This window comes from Pseudomonas sp. CAM1A (assembly GCF_047501685.1).
Taxonomy (GTDB): Bacteria; Pseudomonadota; Gammaproteobacteria; order Pseudomonadales; family Pseudomonadaceae; genus Aquipseudomonas.
This window is the reverse complement of record NZ_JBFNXP010000003.1, coordinates 100463-126593: the sequence shown is the minus strand read 5'-3', so window position 1 is coordinate 126593 and position 26131 is coordinate 100463. Positions and strand designations below refer to the sequence as shown.

General features: G+C 65.3%; 26 protein-coding genes. 16 read left to right on the top strand and 10 right to left on the bottom strand.

Annotated features, from left to right (window positions below):
• Nucleotides 1-3 precede the first annotated feature (3 nt).
• The 7 genes from ABZO33_RS08970 to ABZO33_RS08940 all read left to right on the top strand — a co-directional run bounded on the left by ABZO33_RS08970 (nucleotide 4) and on the right by ABZO33_RS08940 (nucleotide 5656).
• On the top strand, nucleotides 4-714 hold the full coding sequence (locus ABZO33_RS08970; RefSeq protein WP_414535769.1) for a hypothetical protein: 711 nt from the start codon (nucleotides 4-6) through the stop codon (nucleotides 712-714).
• The gene (locus tag ABZO33_RS08965) at nucleotides 711-1634 is read left to right on the top strand and encodes a hypothetical protein (RefSeq protein ID WP_414535768.1); all 924 of its coding nucleotides are present in this window, start codon (nucleotides 711-713) and stop codon (nucleotides 1632-1634) included. Before ABZO33_RS08970 ends, ABZO33_RS08965 begins: the two co-directional genes overlap by 4 nt.
• Nucleotides 1631-2170, top strand: a complete 540-nt coding sequence (locus ABZO33_RS08960) for a DNA-binding protein (RefSeq protein ID WP_414535767.1) — start codon at nucleotides 1631-1633, stop codon at nucleotides 2168-2170. The genes ABZO33_RS08965 and ABZO33_RS08960 overlap by 4 nt, the downstream gene beginning before the upstream one ends.
• Nucleotides 2167-2871 (top strand): hypothetical protein, encoded by a 705-nt coding sequence (locus ABZO33_RS08955; protein ID WP_414535766.1) that lies wholly within the window; start codon nucleotides 2167-2169, stop codon nucleotides 2869-2871. The genes ABZO33_RS08960 and ABZO33_RS08955 overlap by 4 nt, the downstream gene beginning before the upstream one ends.
• Nucleotides 2844-3815 (top strand): hypothetical protein, encoded by a 972-nt coding sequence (locus tag ABZO33_RS08950; protein ID WP_414535765.1) that lies wholly within the window; start codon nucleotides 2844-2846, stop codon nucleotides 3813-3815. The genes ABZO33_RS08955 and ABZO33_RS08950 overlap by 28 nt, the downstream gene beginning before the upstream one ends.
• Before the next feature lie 197 nt (nucleotides 3816-4012).
• Nucleotides 4013-4309, top strand: coding sequence for a cupin domain-containing protein (locus ABZO33_RS08945; RefSeq protein WP_414535764.1), 297 nt, complete (start codon nucleotides 4013-4015; stop codon nucleotides 4307-4309).
• Between the two features lie 177 nt (nucleotides 4310-4486).
• Nucleotides 4487-5656: an MFS transporter gene (locus tag ABZO33_RS08940; protein ID WP_414535763.1), complete on the top strand. Its 1170-nt coding sequence runs from the start codon at nucleotides 4487-4489 to the stop codon at nucleotides 5654-5656.
• On the opposite strand, the gene ABZO33_RS08935 is transcribed toward ABZO33_RS08940, so the two are convergent.
• The 3 genes from ABZO33_RS08935 to ABZO33_RS08925 form a co-directional block, all read right to left on the bottom strand.
• Entirely contained in the window at nucleotides 5634-6560 is a 927-nt protein-coding gene (locus ABZO33_RS08935; protein WP_414535762.1) for a LysR substrate-binding domain-containing protein, read from the bottom strand. The genes ABZO33_RS08940 and ABZO33_RS08935 overlap by 23 nt on opposite strands.
• A 114-nt stretch (nucleotides 6561-6674) precedes the next feature.
• Complete coding sequence (gene ycaC, locus ABZO33_RS08930) at nucleotides 6675-7295, bottom strand: isochorismate family cysteine hydrolase YcaC (RefSeq protein ID WP_023632674.1); 621 nt, start codon at nucleotides 7293-7295, stop codon at nucleotides 6675-6677.
• Between the two features lie 36 nt (nucleotides 7296-7331).
• A complete protein-coding gene (locus tag ABZO33_RS08925; RefSeq protein ID WP_102683840.1) occupies nucleotides 7332-8021 on the bottom strand; it encodes a hydrolase in 690 nt (229 codons plus the stop codon).
• Between the two features lie 465 nt (nucleotides 8022-8486).
• Between ABZO33_RS08925 and ABZO33_RS08920 the strand changes: the two genes are divergently transcribed.
• The 4 genes from ABZO33_RS08920 to ABZO33_RS08905 all read left to right on the top strand — a co-directional run bounded on the left by ABZO33_RS08920 (nucleotide 8487) and on the right by ABZO33_RS08905 (nucleotide 12309).
• Nucleotides 8487-8876 carry a YybH family protein gene (locus ABZO33_RS08920; protein WP_414535761.1) on the top strand — a complete coding sequence of 130 codons (390 nt, stop codon included), beginning with the start codon at nucleotides 8487-8489 and terminating at the stop codon, nucleotides 8874-8876.
• 87 nt (nucleotides 8877-8963) lie between these two features.
• The gene (locus ABZO33_RS08915; protein ID WP_414535760.1) at nucleotides 8964-10463 is read left to right on the top strand and encodes a purine-cytosine permease family protein; all 1500 of its coding nucleotides are present in this window, start codon (nucleotides 8964-8966) and stop codon (nucleotides 10461-10463) included.
• A gap of 13 nt (nucleotides 10464-10476) precedes the next feature.
• Nucleotides 10477-11919, top strand: a complete 1443-nt coding sequence (locus tag ABZO33_RS08910; protein ID WP_414535759.1) for an aldehyde dehydrogenase family protein — start codon at nucleotides 10477-10479, stop codon at nucleotides 11917-11919.
• 78 nt (nucleotides 11920-11997) lie between these two features.
• Nucleotides 11998-12309, top strand: a complete 312-nt coding sequence (locus ABZO33_RS08905; protein WP_414535758.1) for a DUF6429 family protein — start codon at nucleotides 11998-12000, stop codon at nucleotides 12307-12309.
• On the opposite strand, the gene ABZO33_RS08900 is transcribed toward ABZO33_RS08905, so the two are convergent.
• Nucleotides 12257-12778 carry a hypothetical protein gene (locus tag ABZO33_RS08900; protein ID WP_414535757.1) on the bottom strand — a complete coding sequence of 174 codons (522 nt, stop codon included), beginning with the start codon at nucleotides 12776-12778 and terminating at the stop codon, nucleotides 12257-12259. The two genes, ABZO33_RS08905 and ABZO33_RS08900, sit on opposite strands and share 53 nt — an antisense overlap.
• Nucleotides 12736-13026 carry a DUF1778 domain-containing protein gene (locus ABZO33_RS08895; RefSeq protein WP_414535756.1) on the bottom strand — a complete coding sequence of 97 codons (291 nt, stop codon included), beginning with the start codon at nucleotides 13024-13026 and terminating at the stop codon, nucleotides 12736-12738. The genes ABZO33_RS08900 and ABZO33_RS08895 overlap by 43 nt, the downstream gene beginning before the upstream one ends.
• Nucleotides 13027-13514: 488 nt before the next feature.
• Between ABZO33_RS08895 and ABZO33_RS08890 the strand changes: the two genes are divergently transcribed.
• Nucleotides 13515-13772: a hypothetical protein gene (locus tag ABZO33_RS08890; protein ID WP_414535755.1), complete on the top strand. Its 258-nt coding sequence runs from the start codon at nucleotides 13515-13517 to the stop codon at nucleotides 13770-13772.
• A gap of 66 nt (nucleotides 13773-13838) precedes the next feature.
• On the opposite strand, the gene ABZO33_RS08885 is transcribed toward ABZO33_RS08890, so the two are convergent.
• From ABZO33_RS08885 to ABZO33_RS08875, 3 genes are all read right to left on the bottom strand, one after another.
• The gene (locus tag ABZO33_RS08885; RefSeq protein ID WP_414535754.1) at nucleotides 13839-16241 is read right to left on the bottom strand and encodes a DUF3772 domain-containing protein; all 2403 of its coding nucleotides are present in this window, start codon (nucleotides 16239-16241) and stop codon (nucleotides 13839-13841) included.
• Nucleotides 16242-16295: 54 nt separating this feature from the next.
• Complete coding sequence (ada, locus tag ABZO33_RS08880) at nucleotides 16296-17354, bottom strand: bifunctional DNA-binding transcriptional regulator/O6-methylguanine-DNA methyltransferase Ada (protein ID WP_414535753.1); 1059 nt, start codon at nucleotides 17352-17354, stop codon at nucleotides 16296-16298.
• 94 nt (nucleotides 17355-17448) lie between these two features.
• Nucleotides 17449-18075, bottom strand: a complete 627-nt coding sequence (locus ABZO33_RS08875; RefSeq protein ID WP_414535752.1) for a DNA-3-methyladenine glycosylase family protein — start codon at nucleotides 18073-18075, stop codon at nucleotides 17449-17451.
• A 167-nt stretch (nucleotides 18076-18242) separates the two neighbouring features.
• Between ABZO33_RS08875 and ABZO33_RS08870 the strand changes: the two genes are divergently transcribed.
• The 3 genes from ABZO33_RS08870 (at nucleotide 18243) to ABZO33_RS08860 (ending at nucleotide 22272) form a co-directional block, all read left to right on the top strand.
• Complete coding sequence (locus ABZO33_RS08870) at nucleotides 18243-18758, top strand: sigma-70 family RNA polymerase sigma factor (protein WP_414535751.1); 516 nt, start codon at nucleotides 18243-18245, stop codon at nucleotides 18756-18758.
• The gene (locus tag ABZO33_RS08865) at nucleotides 18745-19701 is read left to right on the top strand and encodes a FecR domain-containing protein (RefSeq protein WP_414535750.1); all 957 of its coding nucleotides are present in this window, start codon (nucleotides 18745-18747) and stop codon (nucleotides 19699-19701) included. The genes ABZO33_RS08870 and ABZO33_RS08865 overlap by 14 nt, the downstream gene beginning before the upstream one ends.
• A 96-nt stretch (nucleotides 19702-19797) precedes the next feature.
• Entirely contained in the window at nucleotides 19798-22272 is a 2475-nt protein-coding gene (locus ABZO33_RS08860; protein WP_414535749.1) for a TonB-dependent siderophore receptor, read from the top strand.
• 22 nt (nucleotides 22273-22294) lie between these two features.
• Here ABZO33_RS08860 and ABZO33_RS08855 read toward each other — a convergent pair whose 3' ends face one another.
• Nucleotides 22295-23452: an MFS transporter gene (locus tag ABZO33_RS08855; protein WP_414535748.1), complete on the bottom strand. Its 1158-nt coding sequence runs from the start codon at nucleotides 23450-23452 to the stop codon at nucleotides 22295-22297.
• 442 nt (nucleotides 23453-23894) lie between these two features.
• Here ABZO33_RS08855 and ABZO33_RS08850 point away from each other — a divergent pair, with 442 nt between their 5' ends.
• Nucleotides 23895-24734 carry an RHS repeat-associated core domain-containing protein gene (locus ABZO33_RS08850; RefSeq protein WP_414535747.1) on the top strand — a complete coding sequence of 280 codons (840 nt, stop codon included), beginning with the start codon at nucleotides 23895-23897 and terminating at the stop codon, nucleotides 24732-24734.
• Nucleotides 24735-24821: 87 nt separating this feature from the next.
• Here the strand turns inward: ABZO33_RS08850 and ABZO33_RS08845 are convergent, their stop codons facing one another.
• Nucleotides 24822-26036 (bottom strand): MFS transporter, encoded by a 1215-nt coding sequence (locus ABZO33_RS08845; protein WP_414535746.1) that lies wholly within the window; start codon nucleotides 26034-26036, stop codon nucleotides 24822-24824.
• Nucleotides 26037-26131 lie beyond the last annotated feature (95 nt).

Genomic DNA, 26131 nt, shown 5'->3' with positions numbered 1-26131 from the left:
CCGATGGCAAAGACGAAAACGGTCTACCAGACATCCCCACTGGGCTTGTTCACTGGTACTGCCGAAGCGGACGAGTCGCCGCTGGAGCCCGGCGTGTTCCTGATCCCCGGCGGCTGCGTGGAGACGGCGCCGCCGTCGATCCCCGAGCACAAGGCCGCCCACTGGAACGGCCAGGCCTGGTCTCTGGTGGACTACTACGACGGTCTGGTGGTCTACAGCATCACCACCGCCGAAGCCCTGACCATAGCCGGCATGGGGCCGGTCCCCTCGGGTTACACGGTGAAAAAGCCTGGCCCTGACCAGGTATGGAAGAACGGCGAGTGGGTCGACGACACTACCGCCGTGCTGGCCAAGCTCCATCAGCAGAAGCTGGACGAGATCAACACCGGCTGCGCGCAGTACATCGAGGCCGGCTTCGATTCGACGGCCCTGGGCAAGGTGCATCGCTACAGCAGCTCGCTGGAAGACCAGGTCAACCTGACCGGCCTGGTGTTCAGCGGCCTGGACGGCGCCTACCCCTGCGTCGGCAGCAAGGGGGCGCGCCAGTTCCTGGCCCACACCCGCGACCAGCTGCTGCAGGTAAACAAGGACATGGTGCTGTTCAAGCAGGCAGCCCTGCAACACGCCGACCAGCTCAAGCGTGACACGGCAAAGGCGCTGCAGGACAAGAAGCTCGATGCGTTGCGCGCAATCAAATGGACGGTACCGGCATGAGCTGGGCGCCCGTCACCTTGCGCTGGCCTGCCGAGGCGACCCGCTGGATGGACCAATTGGACGCCGCCAAGGCCCTGGCCGGTAGCGAGCTGGCCAGTACCGCCCAGCGCCTGAGCGGCCTGCAGGGACTGGCCAGCACCAACCCCGGTCCGGTCGGCGCCGCGGCCAAGGGCGCGATCGAGGCCGGGCGCCAGGCCCTGGCAGAACAACTGGGCGAAGTGCCCAGGTGCCTGGTGGTGACGCCCTTCCAGAGCGGGATCGGCCAGGGGCGTGGCTATCAGCGTTTTCTGTCGGCGCCGAACCTGCTGCTGCAACTGGCCAACAAACTGACCGATGCCACCGACGACGGCAGCCCCAACGGTGAACAGCACGCGCTGTGCCTGCTGTTCCTGGGCACCCGCCACGATCAGCTGGCCGCCGGTCTTGGCCGCTTCAATGCCCTGATGCCAATCCCCGAGCTGGTGCGCGCACAACGCCGCGCGGAGCACCTGGCCCGGCTCGAAACCGAGAAGTGGCAGATTCCCCAGGCCACCGCCCTGCCGCGTTGGGAGGCCTTGCCGCTGGAGCGCTGCACGGTGCTCAAGGCCGCGCAGCAGTCGCTGGCCGGGCAGATCGCGGTGCTGGAAAGCTACGCCGCCGACAGTTCGCCCATGAGCGACCTGGCCGGGCTGGCGGCACGCAAGGCCAACCAGCAGCAGGTCCGCGACCAGCGCCTGGCCGACCTGCGCCAACTGCTGGAGGGCGGCCAGGCCGACAGCTCGGTGCGCACCCGCCTGCTTGGCCCAGGCAACAACGCGCAACTGCGGCGCATGCTGCTCGAAGGCGATGCCCCGGGACATGAGTGGGTGATGAGCGCCGGCGTGTTCCTGGTCGGCTCGGCAAAAGGCCTGAGCTTCGTTCGTGAAATGGTGGGTTTATGACACTGCTACTGTTGGACGGCCAGCCCGTCGAAGGCAAGACCCTGAAAGTCACCGGCAACCTGCGCATCGAAGCCGAGGACCTGTCCGGCCAGACCAGCAACACCGACACCGCGCACAAAGGCTTCAAACCCAAGACCCTCACCGTCACCCTGGCCATCCCCTACGTCAACAGCGTCTGGCTGCGCAACCTGATGCGCCTGGCCGAAGCCACCCAGAGTGGCGGCCAACTCAAGACCTACCGCATTGTCAACGACACCGCCGAGGCCTTCGGCATCCGCCAGGTACGCTTCGCCGATAGCGTCAGTGCCCGGGAGGACGACTCGCTGGCCTGCTGGCGGGTGCAGTTCGGCCTGGCCGAAAAGACCTCCAACCCGGAAAAGGTCGAGAAGCGTCGCGCCAAAAAACGCGTCAAGGCCCAGGCCGCTCCGGGGGCCGCGGTGGGCGCGAAAGAGGACGAAGAGGACAAGGACCCTGAGCTGACCAGCTTCGAGCACCTGCTGAAGAAAGTGGATGACTGGCTGGGAGAGACGTCATGAAGCTGCATCAGGTACTCACTGTCGGCGGCGAGCGTTATGACCTGGTCAGGGCAGATGTGCGCCTGGAGTTGCGCAACCCGGGGCGGGCCACCTTCATCGTCCAGGCCGACGCGCCCCTCAAGGGCCTGGTCACCTTGGACATCGGCTATAACGACAGCCCGCTGCAACGGCACTTCATTGGCTACGTCGAACGCTGTACCAGCGCCAACGCCAAGCAGCAATTGGTGTTCTGCCGGGAACTGGCGGCGATCCTGGCCAGGCCGCTGCCGATGAACCTGCGCCATGTCGACCTGCGCGGCGTGCTCGATCAGGTCAGCCAGCAGACCGGCCTGCGCTTTCGCGTGCCCGAGCAGCCCTACGCCTCAGTGCGCGCGCCGTTCTTCTACAGCCTGGCCGCCGGCTTCCAGGCCATGGAAAGCCTGGCCCAGGTGTTCGACATCCCCGACTTCATCTGGCAGCAGCAAGGCAACGGCGAGGTGTACGTGGGCAGTTGGGCCGACAGCTACTTCGGCGCGCGCCCCGCGCTGCAACTGCCCATTGAGCTGTTCGACCACTACCAGGGCAACCAGAGCGCCAGCATTGCAGCCCTGCCAGGGCTGCGTCCGGGCGCACCGATCAACCACGGCGAGCGCGTGACCCACGTCGCGCTCGCCGACAGCCAGATGGCCATACGATGGAAGACGCAATCCGCCGCGCCTTAGCGCGCCAGTTCCCCGAGATCACCGGCGGCTATCACCTGCCGCGCTTCGGCCGGGTGGTCGCGGTACCCGATGCGCCAGCGGCGCCCGGGCTGTGCGACGACTTCCGTCCGCGTTTCGGCGTCGATGTCCAGGTGCTGCTGCCGGACGGCGAGCCCGACCCGGCGTTGCCGGTGTTCACCAGCCTGCCGCTGCCGGCGCCCATGGGTGGCCAGGAACGCGGCATGTTCGGCTTCCCCGAAGAAGGCACCACCGTGGTGGTGTCGTTCGCCTACGGCCTACCCCACAAACCCTTCATCCAACAGATCCTGCCCCACGGGCTCAGCCTGCCCAGGGTGCCAAAGGGTGATCTGGTATGGCAACACAGCGAGGCCTGCCAGCAGCGTGCCGACGCCGATGGCAACTGGCTGCGCCAGACCGATGGCCGGATCCGCGACAAGGCGATCGAGCGCGAGGTCGAGGCGCTGGCCAATACCGAGCAGTTCCAGAGCCATGCGCGGACGGTGGACGACCACTCGACCGAGACGGTCGGCGGGGTGAAGAAGATCGAGGCCCTCGGCGCGCTCAAGCTGCTGTCCGGCGGCTCCGCCAGCCTGGCTGCCCTCGACGACCTGCACCAGGCCACCGGGCGCGACCTGAACCTGGCGGTGGGGCAAAAGCTAAATGCGGCGATCGGCGGCGACGTCCAGGAGCGCATCGAGGGGCTGCGCGACAGCGTGGTGAAAATCAGCCAGCGCCTGCAGGCGCCGAAGACCTGGTTGGGCTCGGAGGCGGTGAACGTGCTGCAGGTGCTCTGCGACCTGCTCGAGCTGGTCCAGGCGATGAACACCGAACTGGCCGGGCATGTGCACGGCCCCACGCCACCACCCAGCAATGCGGCGGCCTTCAGCGGCGCGGCAGTGCAGGCCCAGGCCATGGGGCTCAAGTTGAAGCCGATCACGCTGTAGTTTTCAGGGCATTTCGTATCGCGGGGCCAGCCCGCTCCCACAGGTTCAACCTTGAGCCTGTGGGAGCGGGCTGGCCCCGCGTTGCGTTTGCGCCGGAAAAAGTTGAGTGTGCACACGACTGACTGCCAGCAGACTTGGATTTAAACCACCGGGCAAGCGGTCCAGGCTGAACGCTTTTCCGTGAACAGGCCTATCCCATGACGCAGAAGCCCCAACGCCCCAAAGCCGTACCCACCGTTCAGGTGAACACCGACGAAGTGCTCGTCACCGAATGGCGCTTCGCCCCAGGTGCCGAGACTGGCCGGCACCTGCACGACCATGACTACGTGGTGGTGCCGATGACCGATGGCACGTTGCTGCTGGAAACCCCGGAGGGCGAGAAGCTCGCCCCTCTGGTGGCGGGCCAGAGCTACTTTCGCAAGGCCGGCGTGGAGCACAACGTGGTCAATGCCAGCGACCACGAAGTGGTGTTCATCGAAACCGAGCTGAAGTGATGAACCAGCGCGCGCCTGCGCAGGTTGCGCGTGTACCTCACCGGCCCTACACTCCCCCTGCTTGAACCGGGATAACCGAAGCACTGCCTCGAAACCCGATGGACCTGACCCTTGCCGGTCAACCGTCGGGACAAATGGGTCCGCACCTTGGCCGGCCTGTTTATCGGAGGCAACACAATGAGCCCGCGTATCTGGCTGCTGGCCCTGGCGACGTTCGTCACGGGCATGGCAGAAAACATCACGGTCGGCATCCTGCCGGCCCTGGCCGATGGCCTGCAGGTCCCGCTCGGTATCGCCGGGCAGCTGACCACGGTGTTCTCCCTGAGCTTCGCCCTCGCCGCGCCCTTCTCTCCCCTGCTGACCACACGCCTGCCATTGCGCCGCCTGCTGTGCGCCACCCTGGCGATCTTTGCCCTGTGCAACCTGGCAGCAGCCCTGGCGCCTGGCTATACCGCATTGCTGGTGGCGCGCATAGGCATGGCCGCGACCAGCGCCCTGACCTGCCTGACCTGCACCCTGATGGCCACGCGCATGGTGCCCGAGGCCCTGCGTGGCCGCGCCATCGGGGTGATCTTCATGGGCATCTGCAGCTCGCTGGTGCTGGGGGTGCCGGCCGGGATGCTGCTGTGCGACGTGCTGGGCTGGCGTGGCGTGTTCACCGGGCTGAGCGTGCTGGCGATGGCGGTGCAGCTGATGGCCTGGCAAGGGTTGCCGCAGCTGCAGAGCAGTGAACGCATCGCCCTGCGCAGCTATGTCCGCCATCTGCGCGACAGCCGCCTGATGGCAGCTCAGGGCGTGTCGTTGCTGATGATTGCCGGGCACTTCACGGTCTTCGCCTACCTGGCCCCCTATGCGCACCAGGTCGCCGACATTCCGCTGCAATGGCTGGCGGCAGTGTTCGCCGCCTTCGGCATCGCCGGTGTTTCGGGCGGCTATGTCGGCGGCTGGATGGCGGACCGGCTCAGCGCAAGCCGCTCCATCACGCTGGCGCCGCTGCTCTATCTCGCCAGCTTGCTGGTACTGCCCTTGAGCGTGGGCACGCCATGGTTGTTCCTGGCGACCATGATGCTCTGGGGCGGGCTGAGCTGGACCACCTCACCGGTGGTGCAGAGCTACCTGGCGACCCGTGGCCCGGACACGTTCCCGGCCGGCATGAGCCTGAACATGTCGGCCATGCACCTCGGTGTCGGGCTGGGTTCGGCCATCGGCGGCGTGGTGATCACCGGGGCGACACTCGCGGCCACCCCCTGGGCTGGCGCCGCGCTGACCGCATTGGCGGCGGGCCTGGCTTTCTGGTCGGCCCGCCCTCCTGCCGAACCAGGCTTCAGCGAGCGCGAACCGGCGTAGCGGCCTGCTGCTCCTGCTCGAAGGCATCAGCGAGGTAGTCGATCAGCTTGCGCACTGCGGGCATCAACCCGCGCCGGGAAGGGAACAGCGCCACCACCTCCCCTTCCCGTGGCGCCCAATCGTCGAGGACATGCACCAGCCGCCCGTCAGCCAGGTCGGCACGCACCGCCTCCTCGGGCAGCAGCACCGCGCCCACGCCGGCCAGGGCGGCCTCGCGCAATACCGCGAGGTCGTCCGACACCACACGGGGGCGATGGCGCACCGCAGCCTCGGCGCCAGCAGGCCCGACCAGCATCCAGGTGGCGTCCTGCACATTGGCGCCCCAGTTCAAGCTCGGCAGGACCTGGAGTCCTTCCGGCGACACCGGGCGCCCGTGTTCGGCCAACAGCCCCGGAGCAGCCACCAGGCACTGACGGCTCGGGGCCAGGCGACGCATGATCAGCTCGCTGCTCTCCAGTGGCTGGTGCTGAACGCTCAAGACCAGGTCGAAGCCCTCGCCGATCACATCCACCCGGCGGTTGTAGCTTTTGACCAGCAGCTCGACCACCGGGCATTGCGCCATGAAGCGCGCCAGCATCGGTGCCAGGCGCGAGTCGAGCAGCGCGGTGCTGCTGGCCAGGCGCACGATGCCACGGGGCTCGGCGCGGTTGCGCTCGACGGCATCCTCGGCGGCGACAGCCTGCTCGAGCATGCCCAGGCAATGGCGGTAATACTCCAGGCCCACCTCAGTCACCTGGAACTGCCGCGTGGAGCGCTGGATCAGGCGCACGCCCAGGCGCTCCTCAAGCTTGGCGACACGCCGGCTGAGGCGTGACTTGGGCAGGCCAAGGATGCGCCCAGCGGGCGCGAAGCCGCCGTGCTCCACCACCTTGGCGTAGAGATAAAGGTCGTTCAGGTCGAACATCGGCAACACTCGTCCACGGCTCACCGCTGCATCATCCGCCATTCTCAAGGGATCGTCACAGGGGCCGTGGGCGTCACCAGGCCCGGGCCCCGGCAACGGGGCCCGGGCTGGCGGTCACTTGGCCAGCTTGCTGTAGCTGGTCATCAGGTTGCGGTAGTCGGGGATGTGGTTGGAGAACAACGTGCCCAGCCCTTCGATGTCGTTGCGCCAGTCACGGTGCAACTCGCAGGCCACGCCGAACCAGGTCATCAGCTGGGCGCCGGCGGCTTCCATACGGCGCCAGGCCGAGTCGCGGGTCAGTTCGTTGAAGGTGCCGGAGGCGTCGGTGACCACGAACACCTCGAAGCCCTCCTCCAGCGCCGACAGCGCCGGGAAGGCCACGCACACTTCGGTGACCACGCCGGCGATGATCAGTTGCTTCTTGCCGGTGGCCTTCACCGCCTTGACGAAGTCCTCGTTGTCCCAGGCGTTGATGTTGCCGGGGCGGGCGACATAGGGCGCCTCGGGGAACTGCTCCTTGAGCTCGGGCACCAGCGGGCCATTGGGGCCGGTCTCGAAGCTGGTGGTGAGGATGGTCGGCAGCTTGAAGTACTTGGCCAGGTCGGCCAGCGCCAGCACGTTGTTCTTGAACCGGTCCGGGTCGATGTCGCGCACCAGCGACAACAGCCCGGTCTGGTGATCGACCAGCAGTACCGCGGCGTTGTTCTTGTCCAGACGCTTGTATTGGAATGCCATGGTGGATCTCCTTGCTTGGATGGGAAACAGCCAGGTTCAGTTGCGCTGCGAGTCCAGTTGCTCATGGCCGGTGACGACGGCCTGGGCCTTGGCGTAGCTCTCGATCAGCAGTTGATAGTGCGGGAACACCGCGCTGTAGGCCTCGGCCCACTGGGCGGCGTCCGGGCGGTTCCAGGTACGCTGTACCTCGGAGCACACGGCAGCGGTGTCCATCGGCACCACGCCGGCCTGGACCACCCGCGCCAGGGTGACTTCCTGGGCCATTTTGGAGTACGTGCCTGACGCGTCGATGACAGCGAACACCTGGTAGCCGGCGGCTACTGCGCTGATGCTGGGGAAGGCCATGCACACGCTGGTGATGGTGCCGGCGATGATCAGCTGCTTGCGCCCGGTGGCCTTCACCGCAGCGACGAACTCGGGGTTGTCCCAGGCGTTGATCTCACCTTTGCGGGCCACGTATTGCGCGTGTGGCGCGGCCTCGTGGATTTCCGGGATCAGCGGGCCGTTGGGGCCCTGGGGCACGGAGGCGGTGGTGATGACCGGGATCTTCGCCAGGCTGGCGACCTTGGCCAGGGTAATGGCATTGGCCCGCAGCTCGGTCATCGGCATGTCCTTGACCGTCTGGAACAGGCCGCTCTGGTGGTCGATCAACAGCATCGTGGCGTTGTCGGGGTCGATACGCGGCACCTGGCCTTCGAAGTTGGCTGCTTGCGAGAAATTGCTCATCGTTCTCTCCTCTTGGTGTGAGAACAGGCCATCCTGGCCGCTGCGGTCGGGCCGCGCCCCACACATCCACAGTGAGGACTATGAGAGTAGGCAACGCAGGCTGAACGAAGCGACCGTCAGTCGGCGGGCCGTGGCAAGTGCCCGTGCGGCCTGTGGCCAGACGGGCGACAGGGCTAACGGTAGTGAGGAGAGATGCTGGCCGGTAGGGCCATGGGTGAACCCTCAGCGTTGCGCTGGGGGAACGATGATGAAATGCCTGCCCCCTCACCGATCCGATGGATCGGCAATTTTTAGCAGCGCTACTTGGTCGATAACTTAGTCGGTTACTTGGTCGGTTACTTGGTCGGTCAGCCCATTGGTTCACAATTTCCTGAACTGATTATTTGTCCACAGCGATTTTTCCCCCCGCCCGCCCCCACCAGAATCGCTTCACCAACAATCACAATAAACCGTGAGGCCACTCCCGTGGACCAGACACTCCAGGTGCGGCAGGCCGTCGCCGACCTCGTCGCCGCCTTCGCCAGCAACGACACCGCCCGCTACTTCGCCTGCTTCAGCAAAGACGCCACCTTTCTCTTCCACACCGTGCCGCAACCGCTGATGTCACGCCGCGCCTATGAAGAACTCTGGGCCAGCTGGCAGGCAGACGGTTTCGCCGTGCTCGGCTGCGTGTCGAGCAACGCCCAGGTGAGCCTGCAGGGCGACGTGGCGATTTTCATGCACGACGTGGCCACGCGCCTGCGCGTCGCCGGTGAAACCCTCGACCTGAATGAGCGCGAGACCATCGTCTTGCGCCTGCACGGTGAGCGCTGGCTGGCCTGCCACGAGCACCTGTCGGTCGTCTCGCCGGCCTGATTCCCTTTCAAGCGGCCCTGCCGCACTGCCATCGCACCTACAACAAGGCCGCTCGACGGCCGACAACATTCGCGCTGGAGCATCACCATGAGCCACTCGACCGGTATCGAGACCAATGGCGTCGAACAGATCCCCGACGATCAACGCGACGCCGCCCCGCTGGACCTGTTCCGCCTGATCTTCGGCGGTGCCAACACCTTCGCCACCGCCGTGCTGGGCAGTTTCCCGGTACTGTTCGGGCTGTCGTTCCAGGCCGGGGTCTGGGCGATTTTGCTCGGCGTCGGCGTGGGTGCGCTGATCCTTGCGCCGATGGGCCTGTTCGGCGCGCTCAACGGCACCAACAACGCGGTATCGTCCGGCGCGCACTTCGGCGTGCACGGGCGCATCGTCGGCTCGTTCTTGTCGCTGCTGACCGCCGTTGCGTTCTTTTCGCTGTCGGTGTGGAGCTCCGGCGATGCCCTGGTCGGCGGCGCCAAGCGCCTGGTCGGCCTGCCGGAAACCGACCTGACCCTGGGCCTGGCCTACGGCCTGTTCGCGATACTGGTGCTGGTGGTGTGCATCTTCGGCTTCCGCTTCATGCTGTGGGTCAACAAGATCGCGGTATGGGCCTCGAGCCTGCTGTTCCTGCTGGGCATCTTCGCCTTCGCCGGGCCCTTCGACGCGGGCTACGCCGGCAGCGTCAACCTCGGCCAGGCCGGGTTCTGGGCGGCGTTCGTCGGCGCGGCGATCCTGGCCATGAGCAACCCGGTATCGTTCGGCGCCTTCCTCGGCGACTGGTCGCGCTATATCCCGCGCGAAACACCCAAGGCGCGCATCATGCTGGCGGTGATCCTCGCCCAGGCCGCCACGCTGATCCCGTTCCTGTTCGGCCTGTGCACCGCCACCCTGGTGGCCAGCCAGGCACCGGACTACATCGCCGCCAACAACTACGTCGGCGGCCTGCTGGCGATCTCGCCGGGCTGGTTCTTCCTGCCGGTGTGCCTGATCGCGGTGATTGGCGGCATGTCCACCGGCACCACGGCGCTGTATGGCACGGGCCTTGACATGTCCAGCGTGTTTCCGCGCCTGCTCAGCCGCGCCGCCGCCACATTGCTGATCGGCGTGCTGGCCATCGGCTTCATCTACGTCGGCCGCTTCACCTTCAACCTGGTGCAGAGCGTGTCGACCTTCGCCGTGCTGATCATCACCTGCACCAGCCCCTGGATGGTGATCATGATCCTCGGCCTGATCACCCGTCGCGGCTTCTACCATGCCGACGACCTGCAGGTGTTCACCCGCGGCCAGCAAGGCGGCCACTACTGGTTCGACCACGGCTGGAACTGGCGTGGCATGGGTGCGTGGCTCCCCAGTGCGGCGGTCGGTCTGTGCTTCGTCAACCTGCCCGGGCAGTTCGTCGGCCCGCTGGGTGAGCTCGCCGGCGGCATCGACCTGAGCCTGCCGGTGACCCTCGGCATCGCCTGCGTGCTGTACCTGATCCTGCTCAACCTGTTCCCTGAACCTGCTGGCGTGTATGGCCCCCGCGGCCCGCGCTGGGTGCGCTGCAAAAGCACGCCCGTAAAGCCCGTGACCACCGCCGAAATGGCCTGACTGGAATCCGACCATGACCACTCCTCACTACATCGACGGCCGCTGGGTCGAAGGCCAGGGCAGCGATTGCATCGTTGTCCACAACCCGTCCGATGGCCAGCCGTTTGCCGAACTGATGGCCGCCAGCAGCGCCCAGGTCGACCAGGCCGTGGCCGCTGCGCGCCGCGCCCTGGCGTCCTGGAAAACGGTCAGCGCCAGCGAGCGCGCCGCCTACCTGCGCGGCTTCGCCGAACAGCTGGGCCAGCGCCGCGACGAACTGATCGCCCTGCAGATACGCAACAACGGCAAGCCGCGCCACGAGGCCGAGATCGACCTGGACGACGCCATCGCCACCTTCGCCTACTACGCCGACCTGGCCGAACAGCTGCCGGCGAAGAACCGCGACGTGCCCCTGGCCGTACCGGGCTTCACCGCCCGCACCCACCTGGAGCCGGTGGGCGTGGTCGGCCTGATCGTGCCGTGGAACTTCCCGTTGGTGACCAGCGCCTGGAAGCTCGCCCCGGCCCTGGCCGCCGGCTGCACCGTGGTGCTCAAGCCTTCCGAAGTCACCCCGCTGATCGAGCAGGCCTACGGCCAGATCGCCGAGGTGCTGGGCCTGCCGGCCGGCGTGCTGAACATCGTCGGCGGCAAGGCCGAGACCGGCGCCGCCTTGAGTGGGCACAACGGCCTGGACAAGCTGTCGTTCACCGGCAGCAACGGCGTCGGCAGCCAGGTGATGCGCGCCGCCGCGGCCCAGTGCCGGCCGGTGACGCTGGAGCTGGGCGGCAAATCGGCCATCGTGGTGTTCGACGATTGCGATGTCGACCAGGCCGTGGAGTGGATCGTCGCCGGCATCACCTGGAACGCCGGACAGATGTGCTCGGCCACCTCGCGCCTGCTGGTGCAGGACGGCATCGCCGATGCCCTGCTGCCGCGCTTGCAAGCGGCGCTGGCGGCGTTGCGCGTGGGCAACCCGCTCACTGAAGAAGTGGACATGGGCCCGCTGACCAGTCAGGCGCAGTGGCTCAAGGTCGCCGGCTATTTCGCCACCGCCCGCGAGGAGGGCCTTGAATGCCTGGCCGGCGGCAAGGCGCTGGACCGCGACGGCTGGTTCGTCAGCCCGACGTTGTATGTGGACGTACCGGTTAGCAGTCGCCTGTGGGGCGAAGAAATCTTCGGCCCGGTGCTGTGCGCGCGGCGCTTCGGCAGCGAGGCCGAGGCCATCGCCCAGGCCAACGACAGCCGCTTCGGGCTAGTGGCCACTGTCTGTTCCGCCGACCTGGAACGCGCCGAGCGCGTAGCCGATGCGCTGGAGGTCGGACATGTATGGATCAATTCGGTGCAGGTGGTGTTCGTCGAGACCTCGTGGGGCGGAACCAAGGGCAGCGGCATTGGCCGAGAGCTCGGGCCTTGGGGGCTTTCGGGGTATCAGTCGGTGAAGCATGTGACGCGGTGTTTGGGCTGCCAGCTCCAATGACGAAAAGGCCCTTGCCAGCTCGAACGGCAAGGGCCTTTTGCTTTACGCTGATAGTGAGTCTGCAAGAGGAGTGTTTCCATGGAATATGACGATCAACTCATCGAGGATCCCGTACTGGCCCTGCTGGCGACATTCAGCATCAACAACGGCAATGCTTGGAAGGGCTTTGATTTTCAGGTGATGAACAAACTGCACGAGAAGGCGTTCATCACCAAGCCCTGGGGCAAAGCAAAGTCAGTCTGGCTTACTCCGGAAGGACTGGAGCGTGGCCGGATGATTGCCGATCAGCTATTCACGAAACCTGAAAAAAAAGTGATCGGACATACATCAGCCGCTGTCACCGTAGAGCAAGCATCATCGTCTTCGGTGACAGCTGTGGACAGGTTGTGAACCCCGCAGCGTTGGCATAGAAACGCTCCAGACGCGCATCAAGTGGGGGCACGATCATTGCCACACATCCGACGATCTCGGATGCCACCAGAGCTCTCTCGACAGCATCCTGCAAAAGGTCAGTGGCGACCCCTTGCCCAGTGGCTCTCAGGGTTACACCCATTCGCCCCAGCACCACCACCGGCAAGTCATTTGGAGCATTGCGTCGCACGCTTGCAGAAGAACCATGGGCACGCGCCACAGATCCCGTCGAAAGCGTGTAGTAACCGGCCACAACTGACGTGCCCTTGAAGCAGGTGACATACACCACTGCGTGCTTCGCTATCTGCGCCTTGTAAGCCTTTTCTCGAAGGTAGCCATTGATCGACGCCTCTCCACAGTCGAACTGACCTAGCTCATGAAACGCTTCGAGCTTCTGCGGAGCGCTCAGCTCCAGCGCTTCGGCCTTGCCAACAGCTTCTTCACGCATTCATTGCTCCTGATGGGGTTGTCTTCAAGCGCCTGGGTGAATTGATCGAAGGCTTCGTCATCAAGCAGGAACAACCGGCGCTCCATCAGTACTTCCTCAGCGCGTCGGCAAGCCGCATCGAGAACGAAGCTGGTGCGGTCACCGCCCACAATCTCCACGGCGGCATCGATGAGGTCTCTGCGATGCTCGGCCACCCGCATGTTCAGCGGTACGGCCTTGCTCCGATCCTTGATGTGTAAATCGCTCATTGGTGACTCCCAGCCCATCCCACGGGGCACTGAATCGACGAAGGATATCGACCAGACAAAGACTACTCTTGCGTAACGCAATTGTATAGCCAGATATCAATTTGCGTTACACCTAGACTGCTCATGTCACGCTTAGATTGACCTTGTTCCCTTTGGCATGCACGTCAGAACATTCCGAGATTGAAACCAGTTGCTTCAGCCCGAGCGGACTTGGGAACTATCCTACGCACGCTGCCGACGCGTCTGAATTGTCGAGGACCATCAGCAGGACTAACTTCCCCAGGTCGTCGTTCTGACGATCAGGTGTGAGAGCCTGCTACCGTCGAAATGAAGCACGCAGCGCTGCCATGGCGGCTGTGCGCGGGCAGGCCCAGGCCTGGCCGGCATTTGCTCATTTCGACCGGTCTCTCACCCCGCGTACGGCTGCCACCCTCATCCTGTGAGAGGGATCTGGAGGCGGCACCTTTCAATCGAAATGAGTGCTTCCCATGAAAAAGATCGTTCCTGATCCACCCCCTGCCAAACCGCTCAACCGCCCCTTCTTCACCATCAACGACGATATGCCCACCACCGAAGCGCTGCTTCATGCCATCCAGCTGATGCGCGGTATCGAAGACACCCTCGACGAATACTGCTGCGCCTTGGCCGGAGAACCCGGGCTGGGGATGCTGGTGAACGCCGCGCACAACGTGCAGATGGGGCGGGCGTTGGCGGAGCACGCGTTGAACCGCTGCACTTGCGGCTGACAGACTCCGAGCGCATCGCGGGGCCAGTCGCATCGGTGCGCCGATACGACTGGCCCCGCGATGGCTTCACGCCGGTTCGTCGGCCTGGCGCCCGTTCTCCTGCACCAGCACCATGCTCGCCGGCGACGACAGGGCGATGCCCTCTTCACGCAGGCGCCCGAGAATGGTGAACAGCAGGTCGCTGCGCGTGCCCGATACCTGTCGAGGCGAAGCGACATAGCCGCTTACCCCGATGACCATGCCACTGCTGGTCAGGTCCTTGAAGGTCACCGAGGTGGCCGGTGCATCGAGGATCGATTCGTGCTCCTTGTATGCCGCCAACAGCACTTCGCGCACTTTCGCAGGATCGGTCTCCAGCGGCAGCGTCAGGGTGATGCCCACTACGCCCAGGGCATTGGCCATGGTCACGTTGCGCACGTTCTGCGAGATGAACTGCGAGTTGGGCACGATCACCGTCGAGCGGTCGGACATCTGGATCTCGGTGGCGCGCACGTTGATCCGGCGAATATCACCCTCGACACCGGCCAGGCTCACCCAGTCGCCCACCTTCACCGGGCGCTCGGTGAGCAGGATCAGGCCGGAAATGAAGTTCTGCACGATCTGCTGCAGGCCGAAACCGATACCCACCGACAGCGCACTGACCACCCAGGTCAGGCTGGTCAGGTTGATGTGCAAGGTCGACATCACCAGCATGGCCAGGAACAGGAAGCCCAGGTAGCCGACCAGGGTCACCAGCGAGGCGCGCATGCCGGCGTCCATGTCGGTTTCCGGCAGCAGGCGCTCGCTCAGCCAGCGCTTGACCACGCGGATGGCGAACCAGCCACCGAGGAAGATCGCCACGGCCAGGAAGATGTCCTGGGGCACGATGTTCAGGTTGCCCAGCACCTTGCCACCGGTGCCGTCCCAGTCCGCCAGGCTCAGCAGCAGCTCGCCGGGGCTGGTGCCCGATGGCATGAATATCAGCAACGCGGCGGCGAACAGCAGCAGTGTGCGGCCGATGCCCGCCAGCACCGTGCTGGCCTGGGCCTGGTGGCGTTGCTGCAGGCCCAGCGCCGAGGCCAGCGCCAGACCACCAGGCTGGCGCGGTGACAGCAGGGTTTCGCACAGGTCGCCGAACACGGTTACCAGCAGGTAGGCACAGACCACCACCACACTGACCCACAGCAGCTTGGCGGTGAGGAAGTAGGCAAGCGTCAGGTAGCCGGCGAGCAGGGTCAGCAGGACAGCCGCCACCCACACCACGATCACGAACGGGATCAGCCCGGCCAGGCCCTTGGGACGCTCCAGGTCGTGCAGGCGGTGGGCGCGGCGATAGCGCAGCAGCGCCACGACGAACAGCAGCGACACCACCAGCGCGGTCACGCCGTTGGTAGCCAGGGTCAGCGCCAGGCTGGTGCCGATCACGCTGTTGATGCGCTCCTGGGTCAGCAGCACCATCAGCGCCAGGGCCAGGACCTTGGGGAACCAGCCCAGGGCACTGGCCACTTCGTCGGCGATCGGCGGGAGGCGCCAGGACGGACGCTGCAGCATCAGCATGGCGCGCCCCAGGCCAGAGATGAAGGCACTGAAGATCACCAGCGCAAGGATATGGTTGGTCAGACTGGCGACGTCGCTACCCAGTTCGGCGCTGCTCTCCAGCCCCCAACGCAGCAGCGACACGGAGCCTGAGATGGTGCCCAGCGTGGCCAGGCTGACGCTCAGCGCCAGGGCGCTGCGGCGCAGGCGGCCTTCGGGCAGCCAGCGGATCATCGCATCGGCCAGCAGGCGCTCGAGCAGCCGCCGTACCAAGGTCCAGACCAGCACCGCCGCCACCAGCGCGGTGATGAACAACCAGCGGTGCTCGGCGCTGAAGGCGCTGGCCATGGCGTCCGACACCTCGCCACGCAGGTCGCGCAGACGCGCCACATCATCGTCGGTAGGGCGGATCAAGCTCGACCAGAACGCCGGGCTCAACGGGCTGGCGGCGCGGCTGGTGATCTGCGAGTTGAACAGGCTGCGGCGCAGGTTGACGATCTGCGTCGACAGGTCACGGGCCGACTGGGTCAACGTGGTGGCGTCCTTCTGCTCGGCGACCACCTTGTTCTTCTCGTCGTTGAGCTGCTTGCGCTGTCGCGTCAGGCTCTCGGCCTCTTCCGCCATGGGCGGGCCGAGCACGTTGAGCTGGTCGTCCAGGCGCTGCACGTCGGCGGTGCGCTGGGTGGCCAGCACATCGGCCTGGCGTTGCACCTGCAGGGCCGACTGGCGCAACTGCGCAAGCAGGTCGTCGTTGGCGTTGCTGGTGACGCCCTGGCGGATCTGGTCGAGCCGCTCGCTCAACTCCTCCAGGCTGGCGTTCTCGTCCAGCACCTGCTGCTCGGCCACGGCCAGGCGCGATACCGGCGTGGCCGGGGCAGCCCAGGCCGGGACGGCCAGGCACAACAGCAGGGCGAAAATCCCCGCATAGAATCGGTCAAGGCTGACGCGCCTCATCGAATGTTCCTCTACACAACTCGACAGGGCGTGAATTCTACGCGGTCTGGAGGCTCAGGAGAGTGCCGTCTCTCGGTCCAGCAACTGACGTTTGCGTTCGATGCCCCAGCGGTAACCACTGAGGTCGCCGTCACGGCGCACCACCCGGTGGCAGGGAATGGCCACGGCGATCGCGTTGGCCGCGCAGGCCTGAGCCACCGCGCGCACGGCCTTGGGCGCGCCGATGCGTTCGGCGATGTCGGTGTAGCTGACCGTGGTGCCGGGCGGTACCTCGCGCAGCGCCTGCCAGACCCGCTCCTGGAACGCCGTGCCCTGCACATCCAGGGGCAACGCCAGGCCCAGCGCCGGCGCCTCGACAAAGCCGATCACCTCCGCCACCAGCCGTTCGAAGGCGTCATCGCCGCCGATCAGCTGGGCCTTGGGGAACTTGTCCTGCAGGTCCTTGAGCAAGGGTTCGGGCTCGTCACCGAGCAGGATCGCGCAGATGCCCCGCTCGCTCTGAGCCACCAGGATCGCCCCCAGCGAGCACTGGGCCACGGCAAAATGGATGGTGGCACCCTGACCGCCGGCACGGTACTCCCGCGGGCGCATGCCCAAGCGCTCGGCGGCGCTCTCGTAGAAACGGCTGTTGGAGTTGTAGCCAGCGTCGTAGATGGCCTCGGTGACGCTGTCGGAGGCATCCAGGCGCTCGCGCAGGCGCCGTGCGCGAAACGCCGAGGCATAGGCCTTGGGTGTAAGGCCGGTCTCGGCCTTGAACAACCGGTGCAGGTGGAAGGGGCTGACATTGAGTTCGCTGCCGAGCCGATCGAGATTAGGCGCCGTCTCGCCGGCCTCGATCAGGCGGCAGGCGCGGGCCACCAGCTCGGTGCGCCGGCTACCCTGCCCGGCCTTGCAGCGTTTGCAGGCGCGGTAGCCCGCTGCCTCGGCCTGGCCGGGGTCGGCAAAGAACTCGACATTCTCGCGCTTGGCCAGCCGCGACTTGCAGGCGGGCTGGCAGTAGACGCCGGTGGTGCGCACGGCGTAGACGAAGTGGCCGGTGGCGGCGGTGTCGCGGGACTGCACGGCATGCCAGCGTTCAGCGTCGGTGGTGTAGGTGGTCGGGGCGGGGGTCATGGCGCCTCTCCTTGGTTCGATGCGCTGAGCTTGGCGGCTTGGCCGAAAACGAACACTCCGAATCTTGCGTTATCTTCAATGGCCCTATTACGGGTCAAGCCCTCCACAGGTACCAGGCCGCCACGGTGCGATACGGGCTCCACGCCCCGCCCAAAACCCGCATCTGCGCGGGCGTCGGCGCCTTTTCCAGGCCCTTCATGCGCCGATACCCCTCGCGCACGCCGAAGTCGTCCACTGGCAGGATATCCGAACGCTCCAGGCTATAGATCAACAGCATCTCCACCGTCCAACGCCCGACTCCGCGCAGCGCCACCAGGCGTTCGATCAGCACCTGGTCATCCAGCGCCAGGGCTTCGGCGCGGCAAGGCACGATGCCCTCCAGGCTGGCCTGGGCGATGCCGTGCAACGTAGCCGTCTTGCTCGCGGAAAAACCACAACCGCGCATCACCTCCGGGGGTACCGCCAGCAACTGCGCAGGCGAGGGGAAGTCGGCCTGCGCAAACAGCGCCAGCAACCGCCCGAGGATTGCCTCGGCCGCCCGCGCATGCAACTGCTGGTAGGCAATGGCCCGCACCAGCGCCTCGTAGGGCTCGCGACCAGGCGTGGCCCGATGCAGGCAGGGCCCGACGGCGGCAATATGCCGCGCCCAGTCCGCATCCTGCCCGGCCAGCCAGGCAGCGGCATCGTCGAAGGCCTGCGGGGAAAGATCTGCAAGGATCATCGGTGGGGTTCGTATGGGCACAGTCTCCCAGACTAGCCCAACCGTTCATCGGTGAAACGCTCAATCTTGCGCATCTAATCGCTGGCATACCATTGATCCGCCAGTAACGCCGCGCATAGAATTGAGAACCATTAACAATCACATTATCCGGGCAGGCTCTCCAGACGATGCAGATCGAAGACACGCTCAAACCGGCCCAGGTCGATCTGCTCTATCAGGCCCATCACCACTGGCTGCGGTCCTGGCTCGGCGCCCGGGTAGGTTGCCGGGAGAACGCCGCCGACCTCGCCCAGGACACTTTCGTGCGCCTGCTCAAGGCGCGCCAGGCCTCGCCTCTGAAGGAGCCACGGGCCTACCTGAGCAGCATCGCCCGCGGCCTGATGATCGACCAGTTCCGCCGTCGCGCCCTGGAAAAAGCCTACCTCGAAAGCCTGGCCAGCCTGCCCGAACAGCATGCGCCCAGCGAGGAACAGCGCCTGGTCATCCTCGATACCCTCGAACGCCTCGACCTCGCCCTGCAACGCCTCAAGCCCCGCGCTCGCCAGGCCTTCCTGCTGGCCCAGCTCGACGGCCTCAGCCTGGCGCAGATCGCCCAGCGCCTGGACGTTTCCCGGGCCACCGTGGAACGCGACCTGGCCAAGGCCCTGGGTGCCTGCTACCGGATGCGCTATGCCGACACCTGACCAGACACCGACCCAAGCCCAGGTCGACCAGGCCATCGAATGGCTGGTCAAACTGCGCTACGACAGCCCCGGCCCACGCACCGAACAGCAGTTCCAGCGCTGGCTGGCCAGCCACTCGCAGCATGCCCAGGCGTGGCAGCGGGTCAGCAGCCTCGGTGACGAACTGGCCAGCCTGCCCGCCGAGTTGAGCCGGCAGACCCTGGCCGGCACCGAGCGCCAGCGCATGAGCCGGCGCGACCACCTCAAGCTGCTTTCAGTATTGGCGCTCGGCGGCGCCGCCGGCTGGGCCGCACGCGAACCCCTTGGCCTGACCGCCCTGATGGCCGACAGCCGCACCGCCACCGGCGAGCGCCGTGAACTGCTGGGCAGCGACGGCAGCCTGATCCACCTGAACACCGCCAGCGCCATCGACTTGCGCTACAGCGCCGACCAACGCCGGCTGACCCTGCTGCGTGGCGAAATCAGCCTGGACAGCAACGTCAACGACAACCGCCCGTTCAGCATCGACACCCCCGTCGGCGCGCTGAGCACCGAAGGTGGCCAGCTACTGTTGCGGGAGAACGCCCAGGGCCTGCTGCTGGCCGTGCGCCGCGGCGAGGTGACGTTGTTCCCCGCTTCCACCGCTGCCCATTCGGTCAAGCCTGGCGAGGTGCTGCAGGTGTTCGCCCAGGGCGACTACCAGCCCGCGAGCCTGCATGGCGACCCCTGGGGCTGGACCGACGGCGTGCTCAGCGTGCAGCAGATGCCCCTGGGCGAGTTCATTGACGAACTGTCGCGCTACCGCCCCGGCGTGCTGCGCTGCGCGCCGGAGGTGGCCGGGCTGCAGGTTTCCGGCACCTACCAGCTGGCCGACACCGACCAGGTCCTGCTGCTGGTCGCCCGTAGCCTGCCGGTGCGCGTCGACTACCGCACGCGCTTCTGGGTGAGCATCGGCGCCGCCTGAACAATTGATGAAAATAAATGAGGTGGAATCTCATTCTCGTCCGGCCTGAAGGAAAACAAGCCCGAACAGTGGTCTGACAACCTTCAGGAGCGCTTCATGATTCGCCCGTGTGCCCCTCGCAACGCCACCCTGCGCCATGCCATCCACGCTGCCGCCCTTGGCCTGGGCATGGCCTGCGCAGGCGTACTGCCGACAGCCGCCCTCGCCGCGCCCGCCAGCCAGAGCCAGCAGCGCGACTGGAACATCCCGGCTGGCCCGCTGGCCGCCGCACTGGACCAACTGGCGCGCCAGGGCGGGCTCAACCTGTCGTTCGACGCCGGCAGCCTGCAGGGCAAAACCACCCAAGGCGTGCAGGGCCGGCATGACAGTGCGCAGGCGTTGCAGATCCTGCTGCAGGGCAGCGATGTGCAGGTCCAGCAGGAAAGCGACAAAAGCTTCCTGCTGATACCCGCCCTGGATGTGGGCGATGCCCTGCAACTGGGCGCCACCAGCATCTCCAGCAACCGCTTGGGCGAGACCACCGAGCACAGCGGCTCCTACACCACCGGGGCGGTGACCATCGGCAAGACCCCGCAAAGCATCCGCCACACCCCGCAATCGGTGACCGTGGTCACCCGCCAGCGGATCGACGACCAGAACATCACCAACCTCACCAACCTGCTCGAGCAGACGCCCGGCGTGGTGGTCAACCTCACCGACAGCGAGCGGGTGCAGTACTACTCGCGCGGCTACCAGATCGACGCCATCCAGTACGACGGTGCCACCGTGGTGCAGAGCAGCGGCGGTGGTTCGTTCATCCAGAGCGATTCGGCGATCCTCGATCGCGCCGAGATCCTGCGCGGGGCCACTGGCATGCTGCGCGGCGCCGGCAACCCCTCGGGCACCGTCAACCTGGTGCGCAAGCGCCCTACCTATGAATTCCAGGGCGAAGGCAGCGTCACCCTCGGCACCTGGGACGCCCAGCGCTACGTCGCCGACCTCTCCGGGCCGTTGACCGAGACTGGCAACGTGCGTGGCCGGGTGATCGCGGTGCACGACGAGAAGGACCACTTCCAGCAGTCGCGCCAGGAGCGCAAGGACGTGCTGTACGGGGTGATGGCCTTCGATCTCGACGACAGCACCACCCTGACCACTGGCCTTGAGTGGACCCAGCTCGACGCCACCGGGGCCTGGGGCAACCTGCCGGCCGACTACGACGGCTCGCCATTGCCGTTCGGCCGCAGCACCTACCTGGGTGCCGACTGGAACCGCTGGAACCGCAGCAACCTGCAGACCTTCGCCGAGCTCGAGCACCGTTTCGACAACGACTGGACGCTCAAGCTGATGGCTCAGCGCACCCACTTCGAGCTGGACGACAACGGCTTCAAGCAGACCTTCTTCAGCCGTGCCACCGGCACCGCCAACCCGACCCGCAACCCTTACCTGATGAGCTACCAGGTGACCGAAGGCGATGGCGGCGAGAGCCTGCAGAACAACCTCAGCGCGACCCTCAACGGCCCGTTCGATTTGCTTGGCCGCACCCACGAGCTGATGCTGGGCGTCGAGCGCATCCGCAACGACTCCTACGCCTCGGCCACCAACAATGTGCAGTCGGGTGTGTTCGACATTCGCACCTGGGACCCGAAGACCAGCCTGGCCAACCCGAACATCGACATCACCGCCCACCCGGTGCGCACCCGCACCACCCAGGAAGGCGCCTACGCCACCTGGCGCATCTCCCTGGCCGACCCACTCACCGCGATCATCGGCGCCCGCGCCAACTGGTACGACTACGAGCAGGAGAACAACACCAAGGCCAACGGCAAGTTCAGCGTCGACAACGAGATCGTGCCGTACGCCGCGCTGATCTACGACCTCAACGAGAACTTCAGCACCTACGCCAGCTATACCGAGATCTTCAACCCGCAGACCAACACCGACGCTGCAGGCTCCGTGCTGGAACCTGTGACCGGCGAGGCGTATGAGACGGGGATCAAAGGTGAGTTCTACGAGGGCCGGCTGAACACCTCGCTGGCGTTCTTCCGCATCTACCAGGTCGGCAACGCGCTGGACGACCTCAGCGGCCCGAACCCGTGCCTGCCCAACTACACCAGTGGCTATTGCAAGGTCGCCGCGGGCAAGAACCGCAGCCAGGGCTTCGAGCTGGAGATTTCCGGTGAAGTGCTGCCGGGCTGGAACGTGACCGGCGGCTACACCTACAACACCACCGAATACCTCAAGGACACCACCGGCAACAACGGCAACCCGATCCGCACCACCGACCCCAAGCGCATGCTGCGCCTGTTCACCAGCTACCGCCTGCCGGGCGAGCTGCAGGCCTGGACCGTGGGCGGCGGCGTGCAGGCGCAGAGCGCCATCTACAACCGCAGTGGCAGCGCCGAAGCCTCGCAGTCGGGGTATGCGGTGTACAACGCGATGGTGAACTACCGCTTCAACGACAACTATTCGTTGCAGTTGAACGCCAACAACCTGTTCGACAAGAAGTACTACCGCCAGGTGGCGCCGACGCCGACCGGCTACTACTGGGGCGATCCGCGCAATGTGTCGGTGACCTTGCGCGGAACGTTCTAACCTGCCCCGCGATGGCTGGGGGTCAGTCCGCCACCGCCTGAAGCTTGCCCGCCCGGCGATAGGCCTGGCGGGCGAAGCACACGAACAGCCCCGCCATCAGCGCCAGCGCCATGGGCAGGCCATGGGGCGCCACGTCCATCGCCGCGCCGCTGACCAGCGGCCCGACCAGGCTGCCGACGCCCCACAGCAGGCCGACACTGGCATTGGCGGTCACCAGGTCCTGGCCCCTGAAACGCTGCCCGATCAGCACCAGCGCCAGCGTATAGATGCCGCCCGCCACCGCCCCGAGCACCACCAGCAGCGGCCACAGCAGCCAGGTCATCTGCAGCAGCCACGGCAAGGCGATGCCGATACTCATCGCCACCAGCCCGCACACCAGGTGCAGCCCGGTGCGCTCGACCCGGTCGGCGAGCCAGCCCAGCGGCAGCTGGAAGAGCATGTCGCCGGCGAACACCACCGTCACCATCAGCGCCGCCACACCCACGGCGAAACCATGGCTGGTGGCGTATACCGGCAGCAGCGACAGCACCACGGCATCGAAGAACGAGAAGAACAGCACCGCCACGCACAGCGCCGGGGCCACGCGGAAGAAGCCGGCCAGACCGAAGCTCTTCTCGCCCTCCTCATGCTCGACGTGGTCGTTGGGCACGGTGAACAGGATGCACAGCAAGGCCAGGCCATAACAGAGGGTGACCACGCCGGTCAGCCAGGGGCTGTTGGCGCCCAGCAGCGCCAGCAACGCCGGGCCGAGCACCTGGAAGCCGGTGAAGCTGGTGGCATACAGCGCCATGATCTTGCCGCGGTTGTGTTCCGGGCACAGCTCGTTGACCCACGACTCGCCGAGAATGATCGCGATGCCCATGCCGATGCCCAGCCCCAGGCGCAGCAGCGCCAGCCACAGCATCGAATCGAAGGCCCACTCCAGCAGGGCGATGCTCACGGTGCACAGGCTGAAGCTGAGCAGGTAGATGACTCGCCGGGTCAGGTGCCGGCAGCAGGCGTCGACCATGAACGCCGAGAGCATCATGCCCGCCGCCGGGATCGCCGAGATGATGCCGATCTCCAGCGTCCCTGCCCCCGCTTCGTGCAGGCGCAACGACACCAGCGGCAGGCTCGCCCCAAGGCTGAAACCGACCACCGACACGGCGAACAACAGGCCCGCCAGCAAACGCATGTTCATGTACCACTCCTTGCAAGCCGGCGCACAGGGGCTCTGGCCCTGGCCGACTGGAAAATCCGCTGAAAGATGTTCGAACGCAGGCGCCCGCGATCACACCGCAAAGGCGCGGGATGCGGGGGCGCGGATCAGTTCAGGGCAAGGTGTGGCGAGAAGGTGAAGGCGAACAAGACGCTGCGTCGACGCTTGAGCACCGTGTCGCTCGGCCACGCGCGGCGCGCTGTCGGGACGACAGGCTGGCGATGTGGGCTGAGGCTACGGGTACGGCGCATTGCATCGGCTACGCAGGTAGAGAGGAGGCGGCACTCTAGGCCAGGGGAGGTGGGATCGTCAATCGAGTCGAAGAGCGAATCACGACGACAAACCTGTAATTTTTACCAGTTGCTGGTGATGCCCTTGGAGCGCAAAGTCATGTAACAGCTGCTCTATATCAAAAGGGAATCGAATGAAACCTAAAGTCACAAGTAGCTTTACTACTGCGCTGCTGACAACTGATGCTCATGGATCAATTTTGCAGCACAGTTCAAAGCAAAAATCGACTGCGTTCATTTATACTCCTTTCGGCTATAACCTGACCATCAATCGGTTGACATCAACACTAGGATTCAATGCTCAGGCACGAGACTGTTCAGGATTTTATTTACTCGGCAATGGTTACCGTGCCTATAACCCAGCCTTGAGTATTTTCCTGAGCCCTGATAACCATTCGCCATTTGGTAAGGGAGGAGCCAATAGCTACGGATATTGCAAAGGAGACCCCATAAATTACCAGGATCCAACTGGTGAAGCTGAAGTTCACGCGAGAGTTTTAAAGGTCATGCGTATCTACAGTTCTTGGGATGCGTTTGAACAGGACAACCAGCCTAGGACAGCTCGGGAGTTGCTGCCAGCTCCTGCACAGCAGGCGTTTCCAGCACAACCTCAAGACAACCAGCCTCTGGCGCGTAACCACGACCCCTTGAGAACAGCCCAACCAGCACATGCCAGCCCTCCAATACCCTTGGAAAGCAACAGAGTTGCCGATACCGTCGGCGAGAATACTCACCGCGCGTCATCTCCAAGACAAGCATTTTCGGCAATGCTTCGCTCTCAGGTCAGAAGCATAGTTCGACGCATCCTTCCGAGATCAAGATCGTCATCACAACAATTAAACACCTCTCCTCCACCTGTGCCGAACTCAGCAGCCCGTATGCATCAGCTAATGCGAGCAGGCCGGGCAGCTGACAATCGCAACACTTCTTGGTCAGCATCAGGTAATAACGGGAGAGTACGCGCAAGCAGCTGATATTATGAAAAGTCCATTGGTTCGAAGTGCCTAAGTCAGGGTATCCCTCATAGAGGCCGCGCTGCCTGCAGCGCGGCACCTGTTGCCTCAGCGCTTGCCAGTAGACGGCAAAAACACCGCCAGCAACCCAAACAACGGCAGGAACGAGCAAACCCCATACACGTACTCGATCCCACGCAGATCGGCCACATACCCCAACAGCGCCGCGCCGATCCCGCCAAACCCGAACATCAGCCCGAAGAAGATCCCGGCGATCATCCCGACATTGCCCGGCACCAGTTCCTGGGCATACACCACGATCGCCGAGAACGCCGACGCCAGGACGAAGCCGATCACCACGCTGAGCACGGTGGTCCAGAACAGGTCGGCATAGGGCAGCGCCAGGGTGAACGGCGCCACCCCGAGGATCGAGAACCAGATCACCGCCTTGCGCCCGATGCGATCACCGATCGGCCCGCCGAAGAAGGTGCCCGCCGCCACCGCGCCAAGGAACAGGAACAGGTGCAGCTGCGAACTGGCCACCGACAGCTGGAACTTCTCGATCAGGTAGAAGGTGAAGTAGCTGGTGAAGCTGGCCATGTAGAAGTACTTGGAAAACACCAGCAGGCCCAGCACCACCAAGGCCATCATCACCCGCTGGCGCGAGATGCCATGGGTGGCCTGCACCGCCTTGCGCGCCTTGGCCTGGTTCAGGTGCTCCTTGTACCAGCGGCGCAGCATCAGGGTCACGGCAAAGAAGAACAGCCCGGCCACGCCGAACCAGGCCACGTGGGTCTGGCCGAAGGGAATGACTATCGCCGCCGCCAGCAGCGGGCCAAGGGCGGAGCCGGCGTTACCGCCGACCTGGAAGCTCGACTGGGCCAGGCCGAAGCGCCCACCCGAGGCCAGCCGAGCGATGCGCGAGGTCTCGGGGTGGAAGGTCGAAGAGCCGATGCCCACCAGCGCCGAGGCCAGCAGGATCATCGGGAAGCTGCCGACGAAGGCCAGCATCACGATACCCACCAAGGTGCACAGGGTGCCCAGCGGCAACAGGTTCGGCGTGGGCCGCTTGTCGGTGAAAAAGCCCACCCATGGCTGCAACAGCGACGCAGTGATCTGGAAGGTCAGGGTGATCAGGCCGATCTGGGCGAAGCTCAGGTCGTAGTTGGCCTTGAGCATCGGGTAGATCGCCGGCAGCACCGCCTGGATCAGATCGTTGATCAGGTGCGCCAGGGCGCAGAAACCGATGATGCGCATCACCAGTGGGGTGGCCTGGTTTGCCGGGCTGCTGGCGCTGGAAGTCGTGGTACTGCTGATGGCCATGGGCTGGATGTCCGTCCGCGGGTTGGGATCCGATTATCGTGAAACAAATAGATACGAAGCTACCTTTTTATTTGCGCAAGCCTTCCATCCGACAC

Coding starts and splice junctions, on each gene's coding strand:
- ABZO33_RS08970 (WP_414535769.1), top strand. CDS start 4: ATGGCAAAGACGAAAACGGTCTACCAGACATCCCCACTGGGCTTGTTC.
- ABZO33_RS08965 (WP_414535768.1), top strand. CDS start 711: ATGAGCTGGGCGCCCGTCACCTTGCGCTGGCCTGCCGAGGCGACCCGC.
- ABZO33_RS08960 (WP_414535767.1), top strand. CDS start 1,631: ATGACACTGCTACTGTTGGACGGCCAGCCCGTCGAAGGCAAGACCCTG.
- ABZO33_RS08955 (WP_414535766.1), top strand. CDS start 2,167: ATGAAGCTGCATCAGGTACTCACTGTCGGCGGCGAGCGTTATGACCTG.
- ABZO33_RS08950 (WP_414535765.1), top strand. CDS start 2,844: ATGGAAGACGCAATCCGCCGCGCCTTAGCGCGCCAGTTCCCCGAGATC.
- ABZO33_RS08945 (WP_414535764.1), top strand. CDS start 4,013: ATGACGCAGAAGCCCCAACGCCCCAAAGCCGTACCCACCGTTCAGGTG.
- ABZO33_RS08940 (WP_414535763.1), top strand. CDS start 4,487: ATGAGCCCGCGTATCTGGCTGCTGGCCCTGGCGACGTTCGTCACGGGC.
- ABZO33_RS08935 (WP_414535762.1), bottom strand. CDS start 6,560: ATGTTCGACCTGAACGACCTTTATCTCTACGCCAAGGTGGTGGAGCAC.
- ycaC (WP_023632674.1), bottom strand. CDS start 7,295: ATGGCATTCCAATACAAGCGTCTGGACAAGAACAACGCCGCGGTACTG.
- ABZO33_RS08925 (WP_102683840.1), bottom strand. CDS start 8,021: ATGAGCAATTTCTCGCAAGCAGCCAACTTCGAAGGCCAGGTGCCGCGT.
- ABZO33_RS08915 (WP_414535760.1), top strand. CDS start 8,964: ATGAGCCACTCGACCGGTATCGAGACCAATGGCGTCGAACAGATCCCC.
- ABZO33_RS08910 (WP_414535759.1), top strand. CDS start 10,477: ATGACCACTCCTCACTACATCGACGGCCGCTGGGTCGAAGGCCAGGGC.
- ABZO33_RS08905 (WP_414535758.1), top strand. CDS start 11,998: ATGGAATATGACGATCAACTCATCGAGGATCCCGTACTGGCCCTGCTG.
- ABZO33_RS08900 (WP_414535757.1), bottom strand. CDS start 12,778: ATGCGTGAAGAAGCTGTTGGCAAGGCCGAAGCGCTGGAGCTGAGCGCT.
- ABZO33_RS08895 (WP_414535756.1), bottom strand. CDS start 13,026: ATGAGCGATTTACACATCAAGGATCGGAGCAAGGCCGTACCGCTGAAC.
- ABZO33_RS08890 (WP_414535755.1), top strand. CDS start 13,515: ATGAAAAAGATCGTTCCTGATCCACCCCCTGCCAAACCGCTCAACCGC.
- ABZO33_RS08885 (WP_414535754.1), bottom strand. CDS start 16,241: ATGAGGCGCGTCAGCCTTGACCGATTCTATGCGGGGATTTTCGCCCTG.
- ada (WP_414535753.1), bottom strand. CDS start 17,354: ATGACCCCCGCCCCGACCACCTACACCACCGACGCTGAACGCTGGCAT.
- ABZO33_RS08875 (WP_414535752.1), bottom strand. CDS start 18,075: ATGATCCTTGCAGATCTTTCCCCGCAGGCCTTCGACGATGCCGCTGCC.
- ABZO33_RS08870 (WP_414535751.1), top strand. CDS start 18,243: ATGCAGATCGAAGACACGCTCAAACCGGCCCAGGTCGATCTGCTCTAT.
- ABZO33_RS08865 (WP_414535750.1), top strand. CDS start 18,745: ATGCCGACACCTGACCAGACACCGACCCAAGCCCAGGTCGACCAGGCC.
- ABZO33_RS08860 (WP_414535749.1), top strand. CDS start 19,798: ATGATTCGCCCGTGTGCCCCTCGCAACGCCACCCTGCGCCATGCCATC.
- ABZO33_RS08855 (WP_414535748.1), bottom strand. CDS start 23,452: ATGAACATGCGTTTGCTGGCGGGCCTGTTGTTCGCCGTGTCGGTGGTC.
- ABZO33_RS08850 (WP_414535747.1), top strand. CDS start 23,895: ATGAAACCTAAAGTCACAAGTAGCTTTACTACTGCGCTGCTGACAACT.
- ABZO33_RS08845 (WP_414535746.1), bottom strand. CDS start 26,036: ATGGCCATCAGCAGTACCACGACTTCCAGCGCCAGCAGCCCGGCAAAC.